This window comes from Bacillus sp. ES1-5, from assembly GCF_022487605.1.
GTDB lineage: Bacteria > Bacillota > Bacilli > Bacillales > Bacillaceae_G > Bacillus_A > Bacillus_A wiedmannii.
The window spans coordinates 219,621-242,533 of record NZ_JAKVPU010000003.1 but is presented as its reverse complement, the minus strand read 5'-3'; the positions used below and the strand labels follow the sequence as shown (position 1 = coordinate 242,533).

General features: G+C 34.6%; 19 protein-coding genes and 1 pseudogene. 5 read left to right on the top strand and 15 right to left on the bottom strand.

Annotated features, from left to right (window positions below):
* Positions 1-9: 9 nt before the first annotated feature.
* Both MKO96_RS13455 and MKO96_RS13450 read right to left on the bottom strand, forming a co-directional pair.
* The gene (locus MKO96_RS13455; protein WP_240587721.1) at positions 10-1,026 is read right to left on the bottom strand and encodes a FecCD family ABC transporter permease; all 1,017 of its coding nucleotides are present in this window, start codon (positions 1,024-1,026) and stop codon (positions 10-12) included.
* Entirely contained in the window at positions 1,027-2,061 is a 1,035-nt protein-coding gene (locus MKO96_RS13450) for a FecCD family ABC transporter permease (RefSeq protein ID WP_240587720.1), read from the bottom strand. It lies immediately after the preceding gene.
* 275 nt (positions 2,062-2,336) lie between these two features.
* On the opposite strand from MKO96_RS13450, the gene MKO96_RS13445 reads away from it, so the two are divergent.
* Positions 2,337-3,101, top strand: a complete 765-nt coding sequence (locus MKO96_RS13445; protein WP_240587719.1) for a DUF817 domain-containing protein — start codon at positions 2,337-2,339, stop codon at positions 3,099-3,101.
* Between the two features lie 114 nt (positions 3,102-3,215).
* Here MKO96_RS13445 and MKO96_RS13440 read toward each other — a convergent pair.
* Positions 3,216-4,252 (bottom strand): annotated as a pseudogene (locus MKO96_RS13440) (DUF4003 domain-containing protein).
* Between the two features lie 259 nt (positions 4,253-4,511).
* Positions 4,512-4,988: a DinB family protein gene (locus tag MKO96_RS13435; RefSeq protein WP_240587717.1), complete on the bottom strand. Its 477-nt coding sequence runs from the start codon at positions 4,986-4,988 to the stop codon at positions 4,512-4,514.
* Between the two features lie 184 nt (positions 4,989-5,172).
* On the opposite strand from MKO96_RS13435, the gene MKO96_RS13430 reads away from it, so the two are divergent.
* Positions 5,173-5,661, top strand: coding sequence for a DinB family protein (locus MKO96_RS13430; protein WP_240587716.1), 489 nt, complete (start codon positions 5,173-5,175; stop codon positions 5,659-5,661).
* A gap of 144 nt (positions 5,662-5,805) precedes the next feature.
* Here MKO96_RS13430 and MKO96_RS13425 read toward each other — a convergent pair whose 3' ends face one another.
* Entirely contained in the window at positions 5,806-6,699 is an 894-nt protein-coding gene (locus MKO96_RS13425; RefSeq protein ID WP_240587715.1) for a LysR family transcriptional regulator, read from the bottom strand.
* 123 nt (positions 6,700-6,822) lie between these two features.
* Here MKO96_RS13425 and MKO96_RS13420 point away from each other — a divergent pair, with 123 nt between their 5' ends.
* Positions 6,823-7,788 (top strand): quinone oxidoreductase family protein, encoded by a 966-nt coding sequence (locus MKO96_RS13420; RefSeq protein ID WP_240587714.1) that lies wholly within the window; start codon positions 6,823-6,825, stop codon positions 7,786-7,788.
* 65 nt (positions 7,789-7,853) lie between these two features.
* Here MKO96_RS13420 and MKO96_RS13415 read toward each other — a convergent pair whose 3' ends face one another.
* From MKO96_RS13415 to amyS, 4 genes are all read right to left on the bottom strand, one after another.
* Positions 7,854-8,564 carry a histidine phosphatase family protein gene (locus MKO96_RS13415; RefSeq protein WP_240587713.1) on the bottom strand — a complete coding sequence of 237 codons (711 nt, stop codon included), beginning with the start codon at positions 8,562-8,564 and terminating at the stop codon, positions 7,854-7,856.
* Positions 8,565-8,724: 160 nt separating this feature from the next.
* Positions 8,725-9,249 (bottom strand): GNAT family N-acetyltransferase, encoded by a 525-nt coding sequence (locus tag MKO96_RS13410; RefSeq protein WP_240587712.1) that lies wholly within the window; start codon positions 9,247-9,249, stop codon positions 8,725-8,727.
* A gap of 6 nt (positions 9,250-9,255) precedes the next feature.
* Positions 9,256-11,157: an endonuclease MutS2 gene (locus tag MKO96_RS13405; protein ID WP_240587711.1), complete on the bottom strand. Its 1,902-nt coding sequence runs from the start codon at positions 11,155-11,157 to the stop codon at positions 9,256-9,258.
* A 530-nt stretch (positions 11,158-11,687) separates the two neighbouring features.
* A complete protein-coding gene (gene amyS / locus MKO96_RS13400; protein WP_240587710.1) occupies positions 11,688-13,229 on the bottom strand; it encodes an alpha-amylase in 1,542 nt (513 codons plus the stop codon).
* 216 nt (positions 13,230-13,445) lie between these two features.
* On the opposite strand from amyS, the gene MKO96_RS13395 reads away from it, so the two are divergent.
* A complete protein-coding gene (locus MKO96_RS13395) occupies positions 13,446-14,237 on the top strand; it encodes an arylamine N-acetyltransferase family protein (RefSeq protein ID WP_240587709.1) in 792 nt (263 codons plus the stop codon).
* Between the two features lie 117 nt (positions 14,238-14,354).
* Entirely contained in the window at positions 14,355-16,142 is a 1,788-nt protein-coding gene (gene pepF / locus MKO96_RS13390; protein ID WP_240587708.1) for an oligoendopeptidase F, read from the top strand.
* A gap of 49 nt (positions 16,143-16,191) precedes the next feature.
* Here pepF and MKO96_RS13385 read toward each other — a convergent pair whose 3' ends face one another.
* The 6 genes from MKO96_RS13385 to psiE all read right to left on the bottom strand — a co-directional run bounded on the left by MKO96_RS13385 (position 16,192) and on the right by psiE (position 22,754).
* Positions 16,192-17,238 (bottom strand): agmatine deiminase family protein, encoded by a 1,047-nt coding sequence (locus tag MKO96_RS13385; protein ID WP_240587707.1) that lies wholly within the window; start codon positions 17,236-17,238, stop codon positions 16,192-16,194.
* A 107-nt stretch (positions 17,239-17,345) separates the two neighbouring features.
* Positions 17,346-19,082, bottom strand: a complete 1,737-nt coding sequence (locus tag MKO96_RS13380) for an amidohydrolase (protein ID WP_240587706.1) — start codon at positions 19,080-19,082, stop codon at positions 17,346-17,348.
* An 81-nt stretch (positions 19,083-19,163) separates the two neighbouring features.
* On the bottom strand, positions 19,164-19,985 hold the full coding sequence (locus MKO96_RS13375) for a MerR family transcriptional regulator (RefSeq protein WP_240587705.1): 822 nt from the start codon (positions 19,983-19,985) through the stop codon (positions 19,164-19,166).
* 42 nt (positions 19,986-20,027) lie between these two features.
* Positions 20,028-21,005, bottom strand: coding sequence for an agmatine deiminase family protein (locus MKO96_RS13370; RefSeq protein ID WP_240587704.1), 978 nt, complete (start codon positions 21,003-21,005; stop codon positions 20,028-20,030).
* A gap of 218 nt (positions 21,006-21,223) precedes the next feature.
* Positions 21,224-22,156, bottom strand: coding sequence for a bestrophin family protein (locus tag MKO96_RS13365; protein ID WP_240587703.1), 933 nt, complete (start codon positions 22,154-22,156; stop codon positions 21,224-21,226).
* A gap of 178 nt (positions 22,157-22,334) precedes the next feature.
* The gene (gene psiE, locus MKO96_RS13360; RefSeq protein ID WP_140386845.1) at positions 22,335-22,754 is read right to left on the bottom strand and encodes a phosphate-starvation-inducible protein PsiE; all 420 of its coding nucleotides are present in this window, start codon (positions 22,752-22,754) and stop codon (positions 22,335-22,337) included.
* Positions 22,755-22,913: the final 159 nt, after the last annotated feature.

Here is a 22,913-nt window from a genome sequence, read left to right as displayed (position 1 = left end):
TTGAAGTATTTATTTTGTTTTTGTAAGTAAATAAAGAAAATACGGTGCTCCTAAAGCTGCCACTACTACACCAGCTGGAATAGAATTTGGCTCGAATATAGAACGACCTATCGTATCTGCTAGTACTAAAATAATCATTCCGATAATGCCAGCAAGCGGGAGGAAATGTTGATAGGTAGTACCTACTAACTTTCTTGCAATATGCGGAGCAACTAAACCGATAAAACCAATTCCTCCTGCCATCGATACACTTGCGCAAGATAATCCAACCGCTGTAGCTAAAAGTAGTAACCGTTCTTTTTGAACAGAAACACCAAGCCCTGCTGCCACACTATCACCTAGTGACAATGCATTTAACGTTTTAGATTTTAGCCATGCATACGGGGTTAGTATGAAAATCCAAGGTAATAATGCTAAGACATGAATCCAATCCCTTCCCCACACGTTACCAACTAACCATCTAGAAGCGAATGTATACGTCTCATCATTTAACTTGAGGGAGAAAAATAACGAAATCGCACTAAATCCAGCCGAAATAGCAATACCAACGAGAATAAGTCTAATAGGAAGTAAACCTTTTGACCGATCATGCGCAAGTATAATAATTAAAAACGCAGCTAGTACTCCCCCGCCAAATGTAAATAACGGTATTAAAATCGATGCATTCTCATTAATAGAATGAAAGAAAGTAACGAATATAATTAGCCCGAAAGATGCACCTGAATGTAATCCTAAAATACCAGGGTCTGCAAGTGCATTACGTGATAGCCCTTGCAAAATCGCACCGGAAATCCCAAGGCCAATACCGGCTAACATTGTAATTATAATTCTTGGCATACGATAATCGTATAGCACTGTTGCGCTCTCAAAATCACCATAACCGAAAAGCGTTTGAATTACTTTGAGCGGTGCAATGCTCAGTGTCCCTGCATTTAAACTAATTAAAATGACAGCGATACTAATACAACCAAAAATTGTAGTTACAGTAATGGCTCTCTTTTTATCTGTGTTCAAAAGATCCTTCACTTATAGCTCCCTCCCAACTTTACGTGCTATATAGAGGAAGAACGGAACTCCAACAAGAGCTACCATAATTCCTATTGCAAGTTCTTTAGGAGGGTTTACTGTTCTTGCCCCTAAGTCAGCTAAAACTAATAACATAGCTCCTAAAAATGCTGACATAGGAATAATGAGTCGATAATTCACACCAACTAATTTTCTAGCAATATGCGGGATAACTAGTCCTACAAACCCAATAGAGCCAACAGCTGAAACAGATACACCTGCAAGAATGACTACTATAATCATCCCTAGTATTCTCGTTCGGTTCGTTTTTACTCCTAAATTCGTAGCGACATCATCCCCCATTGATATGAGTGAAATAGACCGCCCTAACACTGTCGCAAAAACAATTGTTATGAGAATAATAGGAACTAAAAATTTCAAGTGTTCCCACTTAACCCCTGCAACACCACCAGCGTACCAAAACGCTAAATCTTGACTTAAGTCATAATAAATCGCGACACCTGAACTTAACGAATGTAAAAGCGCAGCCATAACTGCCCCAGCGATCGTTAATCTCATCGGTGTTAATCCGCCTGATGTTGCTGATCCGATAATAAAAATGAGTACTGTACTTAAGACCGCTCCAATAAAGGAGACAATCATTAAATAGGCATACGGCATATGCGGGAAAAAGGCAAAACTAAGTGCTACTACAAACATCGCACCTGCATTTATGCCAAGCACACCTGCATCCGCTAAAGGATTTCGTGTTACTCCTTGCATAACAGCTCCAGCCACCGCAAAAGCAGCTCCTACAACTGCTGCACCAATTACCCTTGGGAGTCTTAATTCATAAATAATTTGGTGCTGCGTTAATTTCGGATTATAATCAAAAACCGCTGTCCATACGGTTTGCAAATGGATATCCTTTGCACCAAATGCAACAGCTAAAAATATAGAGCCGATTAAACATAAAATTGTTAAGCTCATGAAACATATGAACTTAATATGTAGCCAGCGATTATTGCCAGCATATACAGCAGGCTTATGTAACATGTTTCATTTCATCCTTTATATTCAGTTGTTTTTTATAATTATTTTTTATTTGTAATTATTATTGATAATAATTATCATTTTCATTTAGATATTATATCGCCACTTTTTTTAAATAGCAAACTATTTTTTCACTTCGCTAAATATTAAAATACTTATTACAATTCCCTTCCAAAACTTACAAATACACGCAAAATAGACTACTAGCTTATTTTTAAAAGTGTAGTATACTTAATCATTATTTTGAGTTTTCAAATAAAAATATCCAAGGTGATGCAATGTTATATATAAAACAACTACTCTATTTTACTTATGAACAAGCATTATCCTGTTTATTCCCTGTCGTTATTTTTTTAACACTAGCCCTTTCAAAAATCGTTTTTATCCCAGGATTATACCGATATGATTTCATACTCATCGTATGTCTTCTTATGCAGTGGATTATGTACAAGACTGGGCTTGAGACGAAAGACGAATTAAAAGTAATTACTGTCTTCCATCTCATCGGCCTTCTACTAGAAATATATAAAGTACATTTCGGTTCATGGGGTTATCCGGAAGAGGCATATTCAAAAGTTTTTGGAGTTCCGCTTTACAGTGGCTTTATGTACGCAAGCGTTGCAAGTTACATATGCCAAGCGTGGAGAAGATTGCACTTACAAATGCACCATTGGCCGAGGGCTATTTTTGCCATACCGCTAGGCGCTATGATTTACTTTAATTTTTTCACACATCATTTTTTATATGACTTTAGATGGGTATTAACTGTTCTTTTATTCATCGTTTTCTTTCGAACATTTGTAGAATTTTCATTACGAGGTGTTACATATAAAATGCCACTCGTTCTCTCCTTTTTCCTTATTGGTTTCTTTATTTGGATTGCAGAGAACATCGCAACTTTTTTCGGAGCATGGCAATATCCAAATCAACGGGAAGCGTGGAATCTCGTTCACTTAAGCAAAATTAGCTCATGGTTTTTACTCGTTGTTATTAGCATTATGATTGTTACACAACTCAAACGTTTGAAGGAGTCCAAAAAATAACGCTGATTATGTAAAAACAGGTAGCCCATCACTCATTAAAGAGTGATGGGCTTTTTTAATAATATTTTTTTAAACTGCTCGTTATAAATTCATCATAATTTACAAGAGCATAAATTATGAACTACTACTAGCAGAAGATGTTGTAGCAGATGAAGCAGCAATCGTTGCCATCATAGCTGCCTGTTGTGCTTGTATGAGGACTTCTATCATTGTTTGTAAACCTGTGTTGGTAGTTTTACTTTCCTCACCTTTCTGACTTACGAACAGTTGAATAGCAATAAGAATATTTGTATCTGTATGCCAACGGAACAATTTCTCTCCCTGCAATTTTTCAATAAATGCTTTAATAGAATGAATCTCTTTTTCTCCATCCTCAAGTAACGCTAGTAGCCCGATAGCTGGATAATGCATCTGTTTCACTTTTACCTTTTCTTGTTTTAACAAATTCCATATGTTTGTACATGTTGCAACTAACATTTCTTCACGGACATCCTTCTTTAGTGAAAGAATGTGACTTAAAAATTGAAGATCGTTCCCCTTACGCAAACCCGCTTTCGCTAGTTTCTGATACAGACGTTCTACACGGTCCATAAGTGTTTCTACATTCTCTGATTGTCCTGCTAATAAAACCGCGAGCGGATAATCATTAGTACCTGTAAGAAAAAGATGATCCTCTTTCATGCGTTTATATACTTGCATCGAACGCTGAACGTGCGTGCCATGCTGTTCATTTTCTTCTGTTAAAAGCACAGCTGCTGCGAGATAAGTAAATATACTTCGGCTAAAACCACCAGCGACCAATTGTTCATATAAATCTAAAAACCTCCGAAAAGCTTCCTTGTAATCTGTAAAGTGAATATCTAAAGTTGCGGCCACCACAAAGCGATGATAAGACTTTAAGTATGAAAACATCCCTACCTGATTCTTAATATAACTACTAATTTCTAAAAAACGGGCGAGATCAAACAATTTATCACTACTTGCATACATAGCAGCAATCATCATACCTGTTCGAGAATCACTCGTTTTCCATTTTAGTTCTCCCTTTAATTGTGCATATGTATGTGTGTATTGCTCCAACTTTTGTTCTAATGTAATCATAGTATTCACCCCTATTTCTAGTCTTCTCTATTATTATACGCATATTCCATATTTAGGAATACTATAATTAATAATCACACCATAAAAATCAGTAGATTTATTTATACTAATAATTTTGTTTCCTGTCCTTCTTCATCAGCATCACGATGATAATCCCTAATCCTTCAAAAAGTTATACAAAAAAGGTAGATAATAATTTATCTACCTTTTTTGTATATATTATTTAACATTATACCTTTATTGTGAAAAATAAGGTTGCAACTACCTACACCCCAATTTTGACAAAGCATCCGTGGTTTCGTTTTTTAACTAAAGAACTTTTATAATACGTTCCATCGCCTTCATTTGCCCAATATGATCAGCTTCATGATAAAGCATCATACCGTATAGCTCCCCTACTGTTTCCAATCCTAGGAATGGCTCTGGCAGTTTATTTTCAAATGCTTCTGCTGGAATTTCATTAATACGTTTTGCTTGTTCTTTTAATTGAGCCGTTAACACTTCTAACGATGGTCCTTCTGTTTTCCATTTAGACGGTCTTGATCCATATCCAAACATACCTGGATATTCAGTTGGTAATTGTTTAAATTCTTTTCCAAACATGAAAACTTCTGCTGCCGTTAACACATGACCGATATGCCAACGAATTGTATTGTTAAAACCCTCTGGCTGCGTATCCGCAGTTTTATCATCTAACGTTTCAATAAATTTAACTAATGCCCCACGCGTTATTTCAAATTGTTTTAAACCAATTATTCTATTCATTTTATCGTTCCCTTTCTTCATGCACAATTTATTATGAACTAAGAATGTTCAACTTATTAAAGTTTCACTTTGTTTAATTTATCAGAAACAATGAAGAAATACATCTAATTTGCTTAGTAAAAATAATAAAAAGGTTCACCTCTCGTAAATATAGAATTACTTACTACACAAATAGTTTAGTAAATAAAAGAGGAGTGTTAATTTCATGTTACATGTTTTAAAACAGCAATATAATCTTATTAGCGCTACAAGAGAAACTCTATTTTCGTTTTTGGAAGAAATCCCACTAGAAAAATTACATAGTACTGTTCCTAATTTCGGGAACGGTAGCATTATAAAGACGCATATTCATGTAGCCGATTGCTATCGATACTGGCTTGGATCATTCGCATTCAAGCAAAAACGGGCAGATTTTTCATTTGCTAGTGATTATGAAATTGAGCATGCAGATGTCGCGAAAGTCCGTGCTAGATTTAAGTTAGTAGATGAGGTTGTAATACGTTTTTTAGATGAATACAATGACCGTTGGCTCGAAAATATAGCCAATGAAGTGAAATGGCAAAAAGAACCTTGGAGTTCAACACCGCTATGGCTTTTAACTCATACAGAAACACATGAGTTTCATCATAAAGGACAAATCGTATCAATGGCTCGTCACCTTGGATATACTCCTCCTGATACAGACCTTAGTTGATTCGTTTTTTCAATTATTATGGCCATACTTAAAAGTGATTATAAAAATATACTATAAAGAACCGATACTTGTTACATGCAAGCATCGGTTCTCTCTATACAAAAGTGACATTTATCTGTCACATAAAATCAAATATTTCTCCACTTAATCCCTTGCAAAAAACTCCCTCGTTACATCAATAAATTGCTGTAACGGCGATGTCATCCATTTATCTTTATGCCAAGCAATTTGTGTATAGATCGGAGAGATTGTATTCTTTAAAACTAACTCCTTTATCGTTCCTTCTCGTATATCTTTTTCAACTACTATCGCTGGCAAAACGGCTATACCTAAATCCGCAATGACACATTGTTTAATTGCCTCGACACTAACAAACTCAATCTTATTTGCTGGATATACATCCTCTGTACGAAATAACTCTTCAAATAAAGTCCGATACGAGCAACCGAGTTCTGTTAGTAAAAGTGTTTCACTCTCTAAATCTTTTGTAGAAACGGAAGGTTGCTCAAGTAAACGATGCGTAGGAGCAGCTACTACTTTTAATTCTTCTTTCATAAGTGGCTCCACATGTAAAACATCTTCTGTTTTGCATTCGTCTAAAATAAATGCAAGATCTACTTTCCCTTCCATTAATTGTTCTTTCGCATCTTTATTGGATTGCGCTGGTTTAAATATAAGCTTGATTTTGGGGAATTGTGCTTTAAACCTCTTTAATATAGAAGGAAGCCTGTATGTACATTGACTTTCTTGCGCACCAATTATTAACGTACCTGCTAGTTCCTCATCATCTTTCACAGCCATTTTCGCTTCGTTACTGAGTGCGATCATCTTGTCTGCATATAGTTGAAACTTCCTTCCTGCTTCAGTTAAGAAAAGACGTTTTCCTAACCTTTCAAATAACGGCGTACCTAACTCAGCTTCTAACGTTTTAATTTGCGCCGTTACGCTCGATTGAGCAAAGTTTAATTTCTTCGCAGTTTGTGTAAAATTCAAAGTATCTGCCGCTACTTTAAATGTAATTAATTGTTTTATCTCCATTTACCATACCTCTTTTCAATCGATATTTCCGATTGATTCCATCGAAATAATCTTCTTTGTCTATCGATATTTGTATTGTATGATAAAGAGCATCGACAAACAATAAAAATGGAGGTATTCCATATGAAAGCACTTTGTTTCGAACAGTTTGGAAATCCAGATGTACTACAATATAAAGAAATACATGATCCAATCATAAATCCAAATGAAATTCTTATCCGCATGAAAGCAATCGGTTTAAATTTTGCTGATATTTATAGACGCCGCGGCGATTATCATCTCGCTGGCAATCCACCATATATATTAGGTTATGAAGGCGCTGGTATTGTTGAAGAAGTAGGAGCTAACGTTACGAATATCACTCCTGGAGACCGTATTGCATTTGCTGATGTTCCATTTGCAAACGCAGAATTAGTAGCTGTTCCATCAGAGAAAGCAATCCCACTTCCTAAATCTATTTCTTTTGAAACAGCCGCTTCTGTATTATTACAAGGATTAACTGCACACTATTTAACGAAAGATAGCTATCAAATAAAACAAGGTGATATAGCTTTAGTACACGCTGCGGCTGGTGGCGTTGGGCAACTTCTTATTCAAATGATTAAACTACAAGGCGGAGCAGTAATCGGCCTTACGTCATCAAACGAAAAAGCAAAAGTAGCCACGTTAGCTGGTGCTGATCACGTATTTTTGTATACTGAAGCATGGCCTTCAAAAGTACTTCAAATAACAAATGGTACTGGAGTAAATGTTGTATATGAATCAGTAGGCTCTACATTAGAGGAAAGTTTTAACGCTACTAAAATTGGTGGTACTGTCGTATTTTACGGAATGGCTGGTGGTAATCCTGCGCCCGTTGATCCGCGTATGCTTATGGATACTTCAAAAACTTTAACTGGCGGAGACCTTTGGAACGTGCTTACTACTTTTGAAGAACGTAAGCAGCGCTCTACTCAATTATTTGATTGGATCGCTAGTGGAAAATTAAACATTGCTAGTCCTACTACATTCTCTTTACAAGACGGTGCCCGTGCCCATGAATTATTAGAGAGCAGAAAAAGTACTGGGAAGATTTTATTAATCCCATAATTCACAAAATGAAAAGGAAGCTAGATTTCTCTACCTTCCTTTTCTTATTTCTATTTGAGATTTAATTATATTTCCACACTTTCTTTCCCTTTTGCAACATAGCTCATATCTCCAACTGATTCGACTGTATATGTTCCACCTTGATATACAATCTTCGTCACACTAGCGTTTTCCACTCCAAGTTTTGTTTTGCTACTGTCTAACATTTCTATTAAGGTAGTAATCAAAAGCCCATGAACGACAACTAATACGTTACCGCCGCCATTTTTAGCAGCTTCTTCACTAATTTTATCAATCTCTGTTTTTATACGAGTAGAAAACAACTCCCAATCTTCCGCTTGTTTCGTAGGGTCTGCTGCTCTAATAAGATCAATAACTTCTTGAATAGAAAACTTCATGAGTTCTTCTGGTGATGAAACGCCCGCAGCTTTTCCAACCACATCCCACATAATTTCAAGTTTTTCACCTTCAAAAATACCGAAATTCAATTCTCGTAAATCTTTTATTTGCTCAAGTTTCAATTTTGACTGCTCACTATATTTTAATACTAAATTAGCAGTTTCAATTGCGCGGCCGCTGTCACTACTATACGCATTCGTAAAATGAATATCTTTTAATCCTGCTCCTAAATTTGTAGCAACTTCCACACCTTTTTCTACTAACGGAGAGTCTGCCCAACCTTGCGCGCGATGATTCGTATTTAATATTGTTTTACCGTGTCTTGTAACATATAACGTAACTGCATTCTCATTTCTCTCTGTTTCTCGCTTATTCATTCTCTTCGCTCCCTTTACATTGCTAAATCAATTTTACCATCTTAATTATTCATAGAGCAAAATATACGTCAGTAATATTCTTACTAAAAAAACGCTATCTTTCTGTATATCCCTACAAAAAGATAGCGTCTTTTATAATTACATTTCTTAACCGATTTTCCTACTCAGCAAAAGCACTCGAATATTGCACCCTTCCTTCTACACCTTCAAGAGCATTCTCCCTTAGTTCCATCGCCATAAACACTTCATCTGGCACTTCAAATGGTGCCTTTATATTCCACTCACTTGCTTTCTTAAAACCAAATTTCGGATAGTACTCTGGATGCCCTAACACTACAACTGATCCATATCCAAGTTCTTTCGCCTTTTCTAAAGCAGCTACAATAAGCTTTCCACCAATTCCTTTCTTCTGATGGCCCCTAGCAACTGAAACTGGCGCAAGCGCTAATGATTCTACAGAAGCCCCATCTTGTTCTATTGTAATTTTTGATAACAGAATATGACCAACTATTTCCTCATCTACCGCAACGATTGATAACGCTGGAACAAACGCGTCACATTCTCTAATACGTTTTACAAGTTCATGTTCTGTTTTATCACTAAATTCTTCCTTTAAAAATGCTTCTTTTACGACTTCTTCTGTTTTTCTATAATCGTTTTTTTGTTCTTGTCTAATCGTTACCATTTTAACTTATCCTCTATTCTTTCTTATTTCTTTTTGGATTTTACGAAGCGCTTTTTTCGATCCGCGCTCAATATCATGCTGCATTTTTCTTTCTTTATAATCGACAAATAGTGTATTTAAATCGTATCCCTCTGGGTATAATTCTTTTGCTGCTACCTCTAACGTAATACGTTTTACATTCACTTCAACAAATTCACCGTTATAATATACAACGACGTTATAGAAATTATCTATTTCCTTATAGATAATACCAAAATCATCATAATCTAATACATTTACACGATCCCCGATTTTATACTCGTAATGGTTTTCTCTTTTTTCTTGCACGAATTTCGGTTTTCTAATTTTACTTTCATTTACTTTTTCTAGAGCGTACTCTTTATTCCCCATATACTCTTTCGCTCTTTTCAGTACATGTTCTCTTACATTCATTTTATTCGCAATCCAAAGTGCATTACTTTCACCTGATTTACCGATTACTAATTTATAAAGCGGTTCTAGTGTCTCACTATTAAATTGCATCGCTGCATTCATAAAATCATCATGCATTTCTGAGAAGCGCTTAATTTCACCGTAATGCGTACTCGCAATTGTAATACATCCTGCAAGGTACAACTCTTCTAAAATAGAAATTGCAAGTGCTGCTCCTTCATTCGGTTCAGTCCCGCTTCCTATTTCATCAAATAATAGCAACGTATTATTATTTGCCATCCTCATAATCTCGGATAGATTTTTCATATGAGATGAAAATGTACTTAGTGCGTTTTCAATACTTTGATTATCACCAATATCTACAAATACATTTTCAAAAATAGCAATTTCTGTTTCTTTATCTCCAGCGATATGAAGGCCTGACATTGTCGCTAATGTTAACAAACCGATTGTTTTTAATACAATTGTTTTCCCGCCCGCATTCGGTCCTGTAATAATTAAACTTCGGTAGTTTTGACCGATTTCAAAGTTTAATGGTACTACTTTCCCACTTAAAAGCGGATGCTTACAATTCACTAAATGAATATAGCCATGATCGTTTAACTTCGGTTCTATTCCATCAATCGATTTACTAAACTTCGCTTTTGCAAATACCATATCATACTGACTAATTAGCTCCATGTTAATCTTTATACTATAAATGTTTTCTAACACCATTCCTGATAACGTTGCTAAAATTTGATATTCTTCCATCGCTTCTTCTGCTTTCAAACTTGCGAGTTCTACATTTAACTTTGTAACGGTATGTGGTTCTATAAATACAGTAGAACCTTTTGCAGATGCTTCAACAATACTTCCCGCAACTTGATTTTTATAGGTGGATTTGATTGGAATCGTATAGCGATCATCCTTTTTACTAATAAAGAATTCCTGAATATACTTCTTATTTGTACTATTATTTAAAAACTTCGTTAAACGTTCTTTTATTTTTCCATCTACAGCATCGATATTATTTCGAATTCGTTTTAACTCTTTACTCGCCGCTGTATCAATGCTACTTCCTTTAATTGAAAAGTTAATTTCCTCTTCAATACTTTTAAATTCAGTCATTGAATTTGCATATGAAGCTAATACTGGCGCAAAAAATTCTTTATCTATCATAAACTTTTTAATCTTTCTACAGCCACGTAAAAAGTCAGAAACACTTACTAACTCTTCAGGATCTAAAATCATCCCTTTTTCTAATTTTTGAATTGTACTAGCAATATTAGAAATGCCGAAGAAAGGAACATGCCCTTCTGCATCTAATATAGCCCTTGCTTCTGTCGTTTCATTTAAACGATTTCTCACTACTTTTATACTTGTACTCGGCTCTAATTTATTTAATAATTCCTTACCTAACCCACTTACACAATAAGATTTCACTATTTCCTTTAATTCGTTATATTGTAACTTTTCAAAAGTCATCGTATTCATTTTGTTTCTCCTCACTATGATTGATGTTTATCATAAATGAAGATACCTACTCATTAGATCCCAATGAGTTTTACATTATTCAATTACCATTTTTATACATTAAAAACATATACAAAAAAGCTGCGGGGATACCGCAGCTTTTACATTTACAAGGCATGTGTAATAACATATGAGGAAATAAGCCATCTAAAAGGTATATGGCATTCCTCTTATTACACGCTTTATAAAGTATTGTAGGTATCTTCATAGGTTTCGAAATAAATGCATGACAAAATTAGGGGTATGATATACATAAAATTCCCCTGGTCTTATCCGATTTATTTCATTAAATTTTTCCTATTTAGTACCTACCGCACTCACAAAAAGCACCTCTCATTAATTTATATTATAGTCATTGAAATCTAATTTACTGAAATCATCATACTATATGTTTTGTAAGAAGTAAAGGTGTCATACTTTTATAACTATACAGAATGTAAAAAGAAGAGGAAACTTATATTTCAGTCTACCTCTTCTTTTTCAACACCAATTTACTGCTGAACATATATAGAAACTGAGCCTCCACTTACATGGAATTGCCCCCATCCATCCTTATTAATTGTTACAGTATTTGTTTGATTACCTGTAATATCGTACCATACTTCCCCTGCGTTATTCTTTCCAACATCCATCCACTTTGCCCCTCCTGGTCCATCAGAGATTAATGTTGCTAAACCAGAATTAGCATGTACACTATCACCTTCTCTTGTCCAGCCAATCACATCTGGATGATCAAAATAATCACGCTGCGTACCATATGCAAAGTTTTTTCGTGCCGTTAAAATCGGATCAATTTTGTCCTTTAACGCTGGAATTTCATAGTTACTATTTCCTTTTGTACCATAGTAATCACCATAGAAAACAGAAGGATATCCCTCTGCACGCGTTAAAATAAATGCATATGCCAACGGTTTGAACCAAGGGCTCACTACAGATTCCAATGACTGACCAGGCTGTGAATCATGATTTTCAACTAGCGTAACTGCAAGTGTAGGATGATTCGCAACTACTGTTCCTTTTAAAATATTTCTCATATCATAATTCCCATTTCCTTTTGAAGCATAATGAAAATTGTAATGAAGTGGTGCATCGAACACAGATTGATTATAATTGACCTTCGCTAAATAATTATTTAAAGTCTGGATATCATTTTGCCAATATTCAGCTACTGCAAACATTTCTTTCCCCGTTTGCTGTCTGACATGATTTACCCAATCGCGTAAATATTCATGATCAATATGTTTAACAGCATCTAAACGAAATCCATCTAAATTTAATTCATTCGCATACCACGTTCCCCATTTTTTCATTTCATTCGCAACATCTGGATGATCAAAATCAAGATCCGCATACATCAAATAATCATAATTTCCATTCTCGCTAGACACTTCCCAGTCCCACGCTTTACCTATGCCCCTAAATTTATAAATTCGGTTTAATTTCCTTCCTTCATCCCAATCCGTTCCGTCAAAATGATACCATTTCCATTTGAAATTAGAATAAGAATCTCCGCGCCCCGGAAAGTTAAATCCCGTCCACGCACTAATTTCATAATCACCTGATACTTCAACATTTCGATTGCTCGGATCTACCTCAACTGCTGTGACAGTTTCCGTATAATCAGCCCCACCTTTATGATTCATAACTACATCACCGTATACATCGATGTTTTTCTTATGTAAAGCGTCAATTGCAGATTTCAATTGTTCTTTCGTCCCATATTTCGTCCGCACTGTTCCCTTTTGATTGAATTCACCTAAATCATATAAATCATATGCTCCATATCCTACGTCATTTTGCGTAGTTCCTTTATATGCAGGTGGTATCCAAACAGATGTAATTCCTTTTTGCGCTAAATTTTCAGCATCTGAATGCAAGCGATTCCAATGATTCCCATCATTCGGAGCATACCACTCAAAATACTGCATTAACGTTCCATTGTTAACCGTATCTGCATACACTTTACTTCCCCCATGTATACTAAGTAAAAACAAAACAACCGACAAGCCGACTACTGTTATTTTTTTTAACATATTTACAACATCCCCTTCTAAGAAAACGTTTGCATAGTTTATCGGAATTATTATAATATTCGTTCTAGAATTAGTAAAGTAGCAATCTCTCACTCTCCCACATTATTTTTTAATCTAACATCAAATATTCACCAAATACTGCACCGTAGTTTTTATTTCACATCTTATTCAAGATTGTTTACAATTTATCTATAAACGCATAACGGAGGGATTTCTATGACGGACTTTCAAAAACAATTTTTTTCAAGATTACATATAGAAGAAAAACACAAAGTTTCATTTGAAGATTTACCTAACATTATGTGCGCAATGGCACAAACTGTCCCTTTTGAAAACTTAAATATTCTCGAAAACAGCTTTACACAAATATCAAAAGAAAATCTAAAAGAAAAAATTTTAGTAAACAACCGTGGCGGTCTTTGTTATGAACTCAATCCTATTATGTATTACTTCCTTAAAGACGCTGGATTTGATGTTCATCTCGTTTCAGGAACAGTGTACAATGCTGCAAATTCTATATGGGCTGTTGATTCTGGCCATATCGCAACTGTTTTAACACATCATAATGAACTTTATTTAATTGAAGTAGGATTCGGATCATACTTACCTCTTGCACCTGTCCCTTTCTCAAGTGAAGTCATTCACTCCGTTACAGGAGATTATCGTATTCGTAAAGAAATGACTGAAAAGGGAAACTACATTTTAGAGATGCGTAAAAATAATGAGTTTTTGGATCAATCTTCTGCTGATGATTGGACGTTAGGCTATGCATTTTATATAGAAGAAGTAGATGAAGAAAAAGCAAATGCAGCACAAAAAATTATCGTTGAACATGAGGGCTCACCATTCAACAAAGTACCTCTTATTGTAAAATTAACTGAAGATGGGCATGCATCTTTAACAAAGGATAGTCTGACACTAGCGAAAAACGGTAAAAAAACGAAAGAAAACGTTACAGATGTGCAATATAAAAAGCTTTTACATTCAAAATTCGGAATTACATTATAATTTTTTAAGCCTTGCCATTTTAGCAAGGCTTTTCATTTTCCAGCAGGGATTTTTTGCAATTTGTTGTATTTCATAGTTATATAGGAATATAACTACATATTTAGAAAGGAAATGATTATGACTGAACTTAAAGATCGACTACAAGTAGCTGATAAGGAGAAATGGGATTTAACGGATATATACCATAGCATTGAAGATTGGGAAAGCGATTTTCATAAAATTGAAGTATTAACGAAAGACTTACATGAGTTTAATGGCACTATTCACGACGGCAATAGCTTATTAGCTTATTTAACAAAGAGTGAAGAAATTTCTAGCATAATATCTTTAATGTTCGCTTATGCACGATTACAATCTGACCTTGATACGCGCGATACTGACGCCCAATCTCTTGTCGATAAAGTATCACAATTACACGTGAAAGTAAGTGCGGCTAAATCTTTCTTTTCCCCATTCTTACTTAGCGTAGATGAAAACACATTACATTCTTACATAGAAGAAGCAGAAGGCTTACAATATTATAAAGAAAATTTATTTGAATTATACCGTTATAAAAAACACGTATTGAATAAAGACCAAGAAGAGATTTTATCACAAATGGGTGAAGCACTTTCCTCTCCGCAGCATACATATGGCATGTTAAATAATGCGGATATACTATTTGGTGAAGTGACTACTGATGATGGAGAAAAAGTTACTTTAACGCGCGGAATGTATGCAAAGTTAATAGAAGATGAGAATCGCGAGAAACGTAAAGAAGCCTATAAAGCTTATTACAAGCCATACGTTCAATTAAAGAATTCTATCGCTTCTACTTTATCTGCTGCTATTAAAAATAATGTTACTGTTTCAAAGCTAAGAAAATATCCATCAGCTTTAGAAAAGTCATTATTTGGCGACATGGTTCCGAAAGAAGTATATGAAAATTTAATTGAGACGACGAAAAAAAATATTCAATCACTACATACCTATAATGAACTTCGAAAAGAAAAATTACATGTAGATGAACTACGTCAATACGACTTGGGCGTTGATTTAGTAGCGGGTGTAAAACAAGACATTCCATATGACAAAGCATTTGACATGATGATCGAATCACTAGCTCCATTAGGTGAAGAATATATTGAAACATTAAAAAGCTTTAAAGATAAACGCTATATCGACGTAAGAGAAACACCTGGAAAACGTTCCGGCGCTTATAACTTTGGTGTATACGGTGTTCATCCTTTCATTCTTTTAAATCATCACGATGATTTAAATAGCCTTTTCACTCTTACTCATGAATGTGGACACGGCATGCATACACATTACTCACACGGATACCAACCAAGAATTTCTGCACACTATACTATTTTTGTCGCAGAAGTTGCTTCTACAGTAAATGAAGTGCTATTAATTCATCATTTATTAAAAGAAGCCAAAGATGCTAATGTACGTAACCATTTAGTAAACCATTTCATCGAGAAATTTAAAGGCACTTTCTTTACACAAATCATGTTCGCTGAGTTTGAAAAAATCACACATGAAATGGTGCAGCAAGGTAAACCATTAAATGCCCAAGTCTTTAGCGAAGTTTATGAAAACTTGTTTAGAGAGTATAATGGCGACTCTCTCGTATTTGACGAAGAAGTAAAATACGGCTGGGCTAGAATACCGCATTTCTATCGTCCATTTTACGTGTACAAATATGCAACTGGATTCGCTTCTGCAATCCAAATTGCTGATAAGTTATTGAGCGGCGACCCAAATGCTCAAAAACATTATATTGAATTCCTTAAAGGCGGAAGTTCTGACTATCCATTAAACTTACTGAAAAAAGCTGGTGTTGATTTAACTACGCCAGAACCGATTGAAAGTGCATTAAACCGTTTTAGCTCACTTGTTGAAGAATTTTCAGCATTATAAAAAAGCATGCAGAGTATATACTCTGCATGCTTTTTTCATTTCGGTTACTTTATGCTAAATGTTGCTGCGTCACACAGTGAATCATGCCACCATACGCAAACAGTTTATTTACATAAATACCGACAATTCTTCTTCCCGGAAACTGCCCTTCAATGATTTGAAGCCCTAACTTGTCATGCTCATCCCCATATATAGGAACTAATACAACTTCATTTCCAATATAAAAATTCAAATATGAGCCCTTACAGTCTGCTTCTTTTACCATTTTTCTTGTCACCGGTACCGGTATGAGCTGAAATGGTTTTCCATCTATATTTCTTGCTTGTCGCAATTCTTGATAATGCTTTTCGTATGCTTCCAAAAGGTATGATTCACTTTCCCCGAAAGGATCATATTCATAAAGAATTGTATTTTCATTTACAAAACGCGCTGCCCCATCAATATGGTAATCTGTATCTTCATCATAATTATCCTCTCCGCGAATACCAGTTATCCATATAAAATTCGTTACTCCCAGATACTTCGTTAACTCTATTTCAATCTCTTCCTGACTTAGTGTAGGATTTCGATTTTCGTTTATAATAGAAGTTTTTGCCGCCATTAAGGTGCCATTTCCGTTTATCTCTATTCCCCCGCCCTCCAAACAGACACTAGATTTAACTTTTGGAATGCTAAACATTTCACTTATTTCCGCCGGAATACCCGCATCATTTTCATACGGATATTTCTCACCCCACCCATTAAAAATCCAGTGTGTTAAGCAGAGATTGCCTTCCTTATCTTTTACAAAAATCGGCCCATTATCTCTTACCCACACATCATCCGTCTCTTGAACTAAGAAATCAATTTTATCCATATCCACTTTCGCTTCCATTAACTTCGATTGGACATGTATTTTTTCTTCTTCATCATATACAACAATATGCACAATTTCTCCGTAATGAAGCTCCTTTGCCATCGTTACCCAAATATCATCTAGCTTAGCTCTGTAACCTTCACCTCTATGAGCTTTATCATGAGGCCATTGGAGCCATGTCCCCTCATGCTTTTCCCACTCAGCTGGCATATAAAACAAACTATTTTCCATATTTCTCATACATGTTCACCCCTTCTTCGAATGTAAGTTCAGTCTAAACTTTGACATCGTGTTAAGGTCAACAGGAATATATTCATTTCCTTGTAACTACTTTATAAGGTGTCTCTTTATTTCTCCTTGTGATACACTACTTCTCCTTGTAAAACCGTCACTAAAACTTTCGCATTCGGAATCTTATCGGCACTCATTTTAGTAATATCTTCATTTAGTAATACCATATCGGCTGATTTACCTACTTCAATTGAACCAGTAATATTATCAAGACCTAATGCTTTGGCGGGCTTAATTGTATATGCATCAATAGCTGCGTATACATCAGACAAGCCCTTTTCATCAATACTTAGTGCATTCGAAATCGTCACAAGTGGATTTAGTTCATTTACATCCCAATCACTGCTAAGTGATACGTTTGCTCCTGTTTTCCAAATGCGTCCTAACGGCATAATTCGTTTCATCTGTTGATCTGAGAAATACGTACTTGCCCAGCTTTGTTTTGGATCTTCCGCAAAATCATGACCTACTTGGAAATCAGCGCTAATACCTAATTTAGCAAAACGATTTATATCACTATCTTCTACCATCTCAACATGCGTAAGTGTATAAGGCTGATTCGCCCCTTCTTTTTTCGCTGCTTCAATTGCATTTAAACTCTCTCTTACCCCGCCATCTCCAATTGTGTGGATGAGTGCACCGTAACCAATTTTATTGAGTTCACTCAACCACCACTTCATTTTTTCTTCTGGAATATAGTTCAAACCGTACGGTGTTCCTTTAAACCACTCAAATTTATATTTTTCTAGTATTTTAGCTGTGCTGTTAATGCTAATTCCATCACTATACATTTTCACTTGATTAATAAGCATTCGAGATGAAACATCATCGCGCTTAATTTTTTTGAAATACTCCATTTGTTCTGCTTCATTTAAGTTCGGATATACCCACGGACGAAGTACTACTCGCGATGTTAACTTTTTCTCATCATTTACTTTATTCCAAACATCTAACCAACCTCGTTTCCAATAGAGACGTCCATCGCCAACTGTAGTAATACCATTCTTCGCAACCTCATCTAAACCGTCTAACAAACCTTCATAATTTTTTTCAAACAGATTAGGTTGGGAGTTCCATGCTTTTTCCATCACAATGTCTCCAGCTGTATCATAAAGAATTCCAAACGGCTCTCCTGTCTCTGGATCCCGAATAATTCTTCCGCCTTGCGGATCTTTCGTATCTTTATTTATTCCCGCTAATTCCAATGCTTTTGAGTTAACCCATACAGAATGAGAAGTTCTTTCCATAATTAATACGGGATTATTAGGAAATAACTCATCAAGAACTTGTAATGGCGTTTGTTGTTCTGACTTTTCGTCCATATCTTTTAATAGCTCTTCCAAACTAAATCCCGTTCCACTGATCCATTCGCCATCTTTCACATCTTTTTTACAAGCCTTTAAATACGAGCGTTGTTTTTGCAGGGAAGCATCTGATGAGACACTACAATTCCCTGCTGCTGGTGATTTCGCTTCAAATATGTGATTATGATTGTCCACAAAACCAGGGAGGATAAATCGCCCTTGTAAATCCACCACTTTCGTATCTTCCTTTATAAATCCCTCTACATCCTTGTTTGAACCAACAAATGTAATTTCCCCTTCTTTAACGGCTACAGCCTCTACAATGTCTTGCTTTCCATTTGAAGTATAGATTGTACCATTTTTAAACACTACATTTTTAGGCAACTGATTAGGTAGAACGAAGCTACCATTCTCACCTTCTCCAGGAGTACACGCTGAAACCCATGTCATACTTAGAATTAGACAAATAATCATGATTGTTCTTTTCATATTCTTTCTCCTTTTTATTATGATGAATTACTTACATAAATAGAATAAGGATTGACATAATGTTAATGTCAATCCTTATTCTCAGTCTATTTTTATAACTAAAAAACAAATTTGTGTCACATACTCCTCTACTAAACAATCACATTCAGGTCCCTTTATGTAGACCTCATATGGTGAATCATCTATTACATAACCATTTCTTTCAATCCATTTTTCTAACGCAATATAAGCGTAACCTATATAGTCATAACTTCCATAATGCATAGTAGTAACGATTTGATGTGGATTTAATTTTTTCATTCCATATTCTTGTACTACATCTTTATTGTTCCCATGCATGACCGGAATCCTTAATTCAACATCACTTTCATTTGGAATATACTCTTCATCATAAAAGACCGTAGAGGGCGAACCAACTATTTGTAAGTTATGCTTTTGTACTTTTTCATATAAGTCATAAAAATAATCATCCATATCATCTATATTTATTTGCAGTCTTTGAGCAATTACTGTTATTTCATTTCTCATTCCAATAAATATATCGTAATTTCTATGGCGAGCAATATTCAGACCATTGTTCACATTTACCATTTCATTCATTTCTGAAATAACCTGTAAATTTTGCTTCACTTCATGAGACAACTCTATAATTTGCGCTTGCATATGGTGAATAAATGAATCTTGATCTGATGACTGCAGAATTACTTTAATTTTCGGCAAAGGAAACTTGTACTCCCTCAGCTTTTTAATTTTCAAGGCTATCTCTAGCTGCCCTTGCTCATAATACCTATATCCATTCACTGGATTTACATATGCCGGTTTCAATATTTCCTCTTTATCATAATGTCTTAACATCCGTGTACTCATTTTACAAATCCGCGAAAATTCAGTAATTGTATACATATACATACCCCTTGAACACATTTTCCTTTATAAACTTTATTATTAAAACCAATCAAAAAACTTTCTAATTGAAGAACCTTCATTCTGATTGTTTAATCTTTTCATTTTTGAAGGTAACAAATGACTCGGACAATACCACGTTAAACAATTCATTGCGCCTCCCATAGTTGATATTTCTCCAACATGAATTTGAATAACTTGTTTCTCCGTATATTGTTGAATATATCGTAAAACTTCCCCATCTTTAGCTAGTCCAAACTTAGGGACATAAAGAGCATCACATGTTTCTAACATATTTATATATAAACCTTTTGCCGATGCTATTTCTTGATCATATTGTCCTTTCTCTGTATATGAGGAAGGAACAACGATAAATTCAGCTTCTGGCATTTGCTCTTGAATAATCTCTTGAACATGATATCTAAATTCATCATCCCCTAAAAAATCACTAATAAACATCGTATGTTCATCAATAAATTTAACCATTCCGTCTGCATGTGCAAGTACGTCCCCTTCTTCAGCAGGAATAATAATAACGCGGCTCACATCCAAATCCCATTCCAGTTGCTCTATAATTTCCTCTTCCGTCCAATCATCATTATCATCAAATATGCGTTCCGTTAATATAACGGTATCTTTTTTATTCCAAATAAGATTACCACCATCTAATATTAACGGGGATTTCACATATTCAAAGTCGTTCTTTTTCAGCCATTTATTAAACTGTTGATCTAAATATCGCCCTTGATCATCTGGCAAATAATTTGGTCGATATTTAAATTTAACAAGATGATTCGTTACAACTGGTGCAACATCTCTTAGCCAAATATCATCATACTCAAAAAGGCTTGTATGAAAGTCTTGTTCTTCAACAGATAAAGAAATAAATTGATCTGTAACTCCCTTTTTTTCATTTAAATTTTCATTAAAATAAATAAGTTCTTCATAAAACGGTTCATAATATTCATTTGATTCATCTGGTATCGCAGTAAAAATAATTCCCTTTTGTTTTTGTTCCATCTTCTTTACCTCGCTTTTTTATAATAATTGGGTTGCCCGCTCTTCCTCAATACCCTTCACTTTTCATTACAACTTTTGAAACGTGCACATTTCTTGAATGGATTATAGCACGGGGAAATATTATATATTTATATAAAAAATATAAAGCCGTCATTAAGCCTTAAATTAACTATTGACAGGATTTTTAAATACCCTATTTAAAAATCAACAATACATGATTAGATGATTTTTTTATCACGATTCAAATCCATTACGTCTAATAGATCATTTTGATTATATAAATTCACTAACTGCGCTTCTATTCCTATACACATTCCTTCTAACGGAAGATCGTTTGGATCCTGACCAAATGGATCCTCAATTTCAACTCCTATTGCTTCAATACCTATAAATGCAAAACTTATAAACGTAGTTGCAAGTACTGTAGACCATCCCAGGCTATCAACAAGACCAATTGGCAAAGTTGCGCAAAATATAATCAATAAAATTTTTATATGAGCAAAATACGCAAAAGGAATAGGTGTTGTTTTAATACGATCACATCCACCCACAGACGTAAGTAAAGTATTCAAATCAGTCTCCATATTAATTATTGCATTTGGATGAATTTGACCTGTTTTTAAACCTTTTGATAGTATAGTTTTTAACATATAAACTATACTAATTGGTAAATGAATAGATTTAGCCAAAATTTCTCTTTCCTTCTCAGAACAAATATCAAGCAATGATTTTATTTCAGATAAATCTTTTTCGTCTCTCAAATGTCCTTTCGCTATCTTTGGAAAAGCAATTAATAAATGTAAAAATTTTAGTTTTTCCTGATCCACCTTTTTCCCCTCGGACTCCCAATAACACAAAAAACTAACTGCTAAATTTCTAGTACAAGCACCAATCGTGCCAAATAACTTCCTACCTTCCCAGTACCGATCATAAGCAGTGTTAGTACGAAATACTAATAGTAATCCTAAAGCTCCTCCGACGATTACCCAGGGAGTCTGATTTATATTTATTTCTGCATAGTAATAATTAATCACAGCTACTATCGTTGAAACACACGTATAAAATACGATTTGCGGGAAAATATCTCTTATAATTGTTCCTTTTAATGTAAATATTTGATGTAAACTATTTTGATTATCGTAATGAACCATATTTACAAAAACCTCTTTCCTTATTAACCTTTAATTCTTTTAAATTATGAAAGGATACAATTAAATAGTAGGATCATAAACCCTATCATTATAAGGCTGGTTAAGATTATTTCTTTCAATACTGTTACTCCTTTTTCCAAAAAGATAAAATACCTTATTTAATTTCAATAACAAATATCTACTCTTCTAAATCACGACGCATTATTTTAAAGTTCGCAATGAATAAAGCACTAATTAATACAAAAATCGCACAGGCATATAACAATAAATCGACCGGACTATCGTGATTTATAATAATGAGACGAACGATAGCTGTTATACCTATATATATAAAATATCGTAATGGAAAATGAAAATTCATTTGGAAATACTTTATAATCATTACGATGAATTCGAAGTATAAAAAAAATACGACGATACTATCAATTAAATGATAACTAGATTCTTCACCATTTAATTTCAGTTCTTGTATAAATTGAATGACTTCTTTCATAAGAAACACACTTAATACAATCCCTAAACAAATCAAAGCTACATTTAAAATGTACTGTAGAACGATAGGGAAAAACGAAATTACTATTTTTAAGTTCTTTAACACAAATATTTTTCTCCTTTTCCATATAAAACAAAAAGTGAATACACACTAACATTCCTTTATCGTTATATTAAATAATCTTTACAAAATAATAAAGAATGACAAAATAGGCAAAGATACTATTTCACCTATTTTGTCTATATAGCAGCACACCGAAATTTC

Bases quoted from the DNA above. Each gene is read 5' to 3' on its own strand.
- MKO96_RS13450 (WP_240587720.1), bottom strand. From the start codon at position 2,061: ATGTTACATAAGCCTGCTGTATATGCTGGCAATAATCGCTGGCTACAT.
- MKO96_RS13445 (WP_240587719.1), top strand. From the start codon at position 2,337: ATGTTATATATAAAACAACTACTCTATTTTACTTATGAACAAGCATTA.
- MKO96_RS13435 (WP_240587717.1), bottom strand. From the start codon at position 4,988: ATGAAGAAAGGGAACGATAAAATGAATAGAATAATTGGTTTAAAACAA.
- MKO96_RS13430 (WP_240587716.1), top strand. From the start codon at position 5,173: ATGTTACATGTTTTAAAACAGCAATATAATCTTATTAGCGCTACAAGA.
- MKO96_RS13425 (WP_240587715.1), bottom strand. From the start codon at position 6,699: ATGGAGATAAAACAATTAATTACATTTAAAGTAGCGGCAGATACTTTG.
- MKO96_RS13420 (WP_240587714.1), top strand. From the start codon at position 6,823: ATGAAAGCACTTTGTTTCGAACAGTTTGGAAATCCAGATGTACTACAA.
- MKO96_RS13415 (WP_240587713.1), bottom strand. From the start codon at position 8,564: ATGAATAAGCGAGAAACAGAGAGAAATGAGAATGCAGTTACGTTATAT.
- MKO96_RS13410 (WP_240587712.1), bottom strand. From the start codon at position 9,249: ATGGTAACGATTAGACAAGAACAAAAAAACGATTATAGAAAAACAGAA.
- MKO96_RS13405 (WP_240587711.1), bottom strand. From the start codon at position 11,157: ATGAATACGATGACTTTTGAAAAGTTACAATATAACGAATTAAAGGAA.
- amyS (WP_240587710.1), bottom strand. From the start codon at position 13,229: ATGTTAAAAAAAATAACAGTAGTCGGCTTGTCGGTTGTTTTGTTTTTA.
- MKO96_RS13395 (WP_240587709.1), top strand. From the start codon at position 13,446: ATGACGGACTTTCAAAAACAATTTTTTTCAAGATTACATATAGAAGAA.
- pepF (WP_240587708.1), top strand. From the start codon at position 14,355: ATGACTGAACTTAAAGATCGACTACAAGTAGCTGATAAGGAGAAATGG.
- MKO96_RS13385 (WP_240587707.1), bottom strand. From the start codon at position 17,238: ATGAGAAATATGGAAAATAGTTTGTTTTATATGCCAGCTGAGTGGGAA.
- MKO96_RS13380 (WP_240587706.1), bottom strand. From the start codon at position 19,082: ATGAAAAGAACAATCATGATTATTTGTCTAATTCTAAGTATGACATGG.
- MKO96_RS13375 (WP_240587705.1), bottom strand. From the start codon at position 19,985: ATGTATACAATTACTGAATTTTCGCGGATTTGTAAAATGAGTACACGG.
- MKO96_RS13370 (WP_240587704.1), bottom strand. From the start codon at position 21,005: ATGGAACAAAAACAAAAGGGAATTATTTTTACTGCGATACCAGATGAA.
- MKO96_RS13365 (WP_240587703.1), bottom strand. From the start codon at position 22,156: ATGGTTCATTACGATAATCAAAATAGTTTACATCAAATATTTACATTA.